This window comes from Micromonospora sp. NPDC049580, assembly GCF_040675595.1.
Taxonomy (GTDB): domain Bacteria; phylum Actinomycetota; class Actinomycetes; order Mycobacteriales; family Micromonosporaceae; genus Micromonospora.
Genome location: NZ_JBFAPG010000657.1, coordinates 1 through 2,696 on the forward strand (window position 1 = coordinate 1; position 2,696 = coordinate 2,696).

At 74.6% G+C, this 2,696-nt stretch carries 2 protein-coding genes and 1 pseudogene; all 3 read right to left on the reverse strand.

Features of this window, described 5'->3' with window-relative positions:
- Positions 1–961, reverse strand: a pseudogene (locus AB0J68_RS30570) (hypothetical protein); the annotation flags it as partial.
- A gap of 374 nt (positions 962–1,335) precedes the next feature.
- On the reverse strand, positions 1,336–1,896 hold the full coding sequence (locus AB0J68_RS30575; protein ID WP_363942169.1) for an XRE family transcriptional regulator: 561 nt from the start codon (positions 1,894–1,896) through the stop codon (positions 1,336–1,338).
- Between the two features lie 176 nt (positions 1,897–2,072).
- Positions 2,073–2,666: a DUF3043 domain-containing protein gene (locus AB0J68_RS30580; protein WP_354859767.1), complete on the reverse strand. Its 594-nt coding sequence runs from the start codon at positions 2,664–2,666 to the stop codon at positions 2,073–2,075.
- Positions 2,667–2,696: the final 30 nt, after the last annotated feature.

Below are 2,696 nucleotides of genomic sequence, written 5' to 3' on the forward strand. Positions count from 1 at the left end.
GCCGGCGCTGCCGGTCGGTGGACGCACCGGGGCCAGCGTCCACGCGGGACCGGCCGTCGGCAACGCCCCGCTCCGGGCGGCGGGCGTCGTCGGGTAGGCGGTCGGGGTGGCCCTCGGCCCGGTAGCGGGAGCGGCTGTCCACGGGTGCCCACTGGCCGGCCCCCTCGGCGGCCCAGCCGTCGGTCGGGCGGCCGTCGTGGCCCCTGGCCGGTCGGGTGCCGTACCCGTCGCCGGGGTGCCGGTCGTGACCCGCGGCCGGCCGCTCCGACGTGCCGCGCCGGCGCGGCGCCTCGTCCGGCTCGGGCACCCAGCCGGAGTCACTGCGCGGTGCGGGGGAGTAGGGCCCGGGGGAGACGGGTGGCGCGGTCGGGTACGCCCGGTCCCGGTCGGCCGGCTCCTGTCGGGGCGGGCGGCCGTCGTACCGCTCGGAAGTGGGCTGCTCGCGGTGCCAGGCGGCCTCCCGAGCCGGTCCCCGGTCGTCGTTGGGTCGCCGGTCGGACCAGGCGGTCCGCCGGTCCGACTCGGGGGAGCGGCGCTCCTCCCGTCGGGGCGGCTCGGGGAGCGGCCGGCGGTACGGCTCATGGTCGTACTGCGGGGTCTCGGGTCGTCCGTGGTGCGTCGTGTCGACCGGGCGCTCGTCGCTGCGTGACCAGCCGTAGGAGGGTGTCCCGCCCGGCTCGTCGTCCGCCCCCCACCGGCCGTTGGGGGCAGACTCGCCCGGAGGCTCGTCGGCCCAGGAGCGGCCGAGGTAGGTGCCGTCCGGTCGGGTGGGCGCGAGCGGCGGCACCTCGGTACGACCGACAACTGTCGCCCGTCCGCGCGGCGGTGCCGGCTGGTGGGTGACGCCGATGTCGCCGGGGTAGCGCTGGCCGGGGAACTGGGGGTGCCACTCGGTGGTCGGCTCGGCCACCCAGGACGGTTCGTTCGGGTCCCGCCACCGGTCGGTGTAGCGGCCGTTCATCCGTCGAGCCCGTCGCCACACCCGGCCGCGTGGCCGCTCCCCGTCGACGGTGAGGTGGCCGCGGTGGTGCCTCGCTGGCCCATGGGCGTCCGGTCGCCGCCTGCCACGCCCCGGTGGCCGGCTCGCGTCCGCTCGCTCACGGCGTTGTCACCTCGTTGCACATTGTCGCGCTGGGGCCTCGCGTGCCGGTCGGGTCGCCCATTCCGGCAGGGCGTGGCTGCGGATGGAGGGTAACGGCGTGGGCTCGTTCACCGCCACTGTGGCACCGCCCACGAGCGCAAACGTTATCCGATGGTTCCGGACATTTGGGTCGATAACCCAATCTGACCTTTGACGATACCCCACCCGCCGGCTGAGTGGACCGGAGCATCGGGTCAGGGATGCTCCATGACGAGGACGGCGAAGGTGCCGGGGACCAGCGCCTCGTACCGGTGCGGCGTGTCGCCGGGGAACGTCGCGTAGTCACCCGGACCGAGGTCCACGGTGCCCGCCTCGGGGCCGACGCGCAGCCGTCCGGCGGCCACCACCACGTGCTCGACGCTGCGGGGGGTGTGCCCGTCCGCCTCCCGGACCGCGCCCGGCTCCAACTCGATCAGGTAGACGTCCCGGCGCAGGTGCGCCGTGCCGGCGCTGAGCAGCGTCCCGGCGAAGTCGGCCTGTTCGGAACGGACCCGGGGCCCCTCCCCGGCGCGGATCACCCGGATGTCGACGTCCGCCGGCTCCACGAGCCGGCTGAACGGTACGCCCAGCGCCACGCCGAGCGCCCAGAGCGTCTCGACGCTCGGGTTGCCGGTCCCCGACTCCAGGTGGGAGAGCGTCGACTCGGTCACCCCCGCCCGATGGGCCAGCTCGGCCGGCGAGATCCCGAGGCGCTCCCGTTCGCGGCGCAGGGCGGCAGCGATGGTGGCCAACGGGGCAGCCGGTTCTCCAGGCATGCGTGTTCGCTCCATTGGATCAACGTGCGAGGTGACGAACAACTGGCGACCTGTTCACCGTGATGAACTACGCGCACGCTACAACGAACGGCCGCTGCCCGGATGCTTCCCGCTGCGCTTTGCCCCCAACGCGGCCGGAGCCGCCACTGGGGCGACGCGGGCTCGGGAAGCCGGGATCAGACCTTGTCGCCGAGCTTGACCTGAGGAGCCGGAGCGCGCATCCGCCGGAAGGTGATCGACCGCATCACGGCGTAGAGGTAGAGCGAGCCCATCCGCTGGTCGGTCTTCGGGAAGCGCTCCCGGACCAGCTTGCCGATCTTGCGGCAGATCAGCAGCGAGTCGACGACCACACCCAGGGCCAGTGCGCCCCAGAGCACGTTGGAGATCAACCGCACCGGCGCCGGCATCGCCGCGTTCGAGCCGATCAGCACGATCAACGCGCCGCCGAAGAACCAGGTGCCGACGGTACGCCGGGAGTCGACCACGTTGCGTGCCAGCAGCCGCTCCGGGCCCCGGTCGCGGGGGCCACCCTCGCGGCGGAACTCGGCCGCGGCCTCGGTACGCAGCTGGCGGCGCCGCTCCCGCTCCTCCTCCTTGGTGAGGGGGCGGGTGGGGCCGGCCGGGCGACGGCCGACGGTCGGCCGCTTCGGCGTCTCCCGACCCTTGGCCGGGGTGTAACCCCGGGGACGGTCGGCGGTCTCCTCGGGGGTCACCGAGGTGACGGCCTCGTCGACGAGGTCGGTGGACTTGCGGCGAAAGAGCGACGGCACGCGGCAAGGGTAGCCAACGGTTCGCGCCCG